2 protein-coding genes are annotated in these 1,154 nt (G+C 64.5%); one reads left to right on the forward strand and one right to left on the reverse strand.

Annotation, left to right across the window (positions count from 1 at the left end):
* Positions 1-238: 238 nt before the first annotated feature.
* Entirely contained in the window at positions 239-586 is a 348-nt protein-coding gene (locus ACFVXN_RS18450) for a hypothetical protein (protein WP_389235983.1), read from the reverse strand.
* A 134-nt stretch (positions 587-720) separates the two neighbouring features.
* Between ACFVXN_RS18450 and ACFVXN_RS18455 the strand changes: the two genes are divergently transcribed.
* Positions 721-1,154 (forward strand): helix-turn-helix domain-containing protein (locus ACFVXN_RS18455; protein WP_389235986.1); only part of this gene is annotated, 434 nt, incomplete at its 3' end.

Genomic DNA, 1,154 nt, shown 5'->3' on the forward strand with positions numbered 1-1,154 from the left:
GGCAGAAGCAGTGGAACACCCTGTGGTGCTGGGTTATCGGATCGGGAATTGCGCCACCACAACTGGCGTGACCGATCCGTTCCGCCATCCGGCCCGACCCTGAGGACTCCCGACAACGTGGATGAGCTGACGCCGGTCAGCGGACCACGCACACCCACCGACAACCCGAAGAACCGAAACTACCACCAATCCCGCCCAAATCACCTCTCCACGGATCAAGGCTTAGTGGTCTGACCCATTAGTTCGTCGGGGGTTGTTGCCAGGCGGTCGGGTCGGCGAGGTACAGGCCGCAGGCGCAGTCGAGTGCATCCTCGACACTGCCGGCGAAGTCGCCGTTGGGCAGGATCGAGTCCTGGTACTTGCCGCTGCTGCCGAGGTAGATCGCGAATCCCCACACACTGGCGGATCCGCCGTACCGCAGTCGCATCAACGGAATCACTGTCCCGTCGGTCAGCACCCCGTCGACGTAGGCGAAGTTGCTGCGGAATCGAGTGCTGATCGTGGACAGTTGCGGCCACCTGGTTCGGGCCCGATCCAGCAGTTTCCAGCGCAGCGAGTTCTTCGTCGATTCCGGTGGTGTCGGCATGTGTGTGATGGTGCCCGATCCTCCTGACTTTCGTGGTGGTCGGCGTGTCGCTGCTTCGGGGATCCCTGTGGCCGGTGTGATCTATGTGCCGTGAGTAATCAAAGTTGTTCTCGGGCGGATGGTGCCACGTGGTGATGACCAGCCCATACCGGGTGGTGTTGACCGGCACCGACCGTCAGGTACTCGAGGATTGGGTGCGGGCCGGGAGCACACCGCAGAGGACGGTGCTGCGGGCACTGATCGTGCTGATGGCCGCCGACGGCGACTCGAACGCCCACATCGCGGCCGAGCTCGGTGTCTGCGTGGACACCGCTCGCAAGTGGCGGGCCCGGTTCCATCACCGGGGAATCGTGGGACTCACCGACGCACCGCGTACGGGACGCCCACCGAAATATTGTCCGTCGCAGGTCGCCGCGGTCAAGGCATGGGCATGTCAGCTTCCTACCGAGCACGAGCTGCCCCTGTCGCGGTGGAGCGCCCCGGAGTTGGCCCGGCAGTTGGTGATCGACGGCATCAGCGCCTCCGTCACGACGGTCCGCCGCTGGCTTTCGCAGGACGCCCTCAAACC

Source organism: Cellulomonas sp. NPDC058312 (assembly GCF_042880135.1).
GTDB lineage: Bacteria > Actinomycetota > Actinomycetes > Actinomycetales > Cellulomonadaceae > Cellulomonas.

Excerpts from the sequence above, each read along its gene's own strand:
- ACFVXN_RS18450 (WP_389235983.1), bottom strand. The coding sequence starts at position 586 with ATGCCGACACCACCGGAATCGACGAAGAACTCGCTGCGCTGGAAACTG.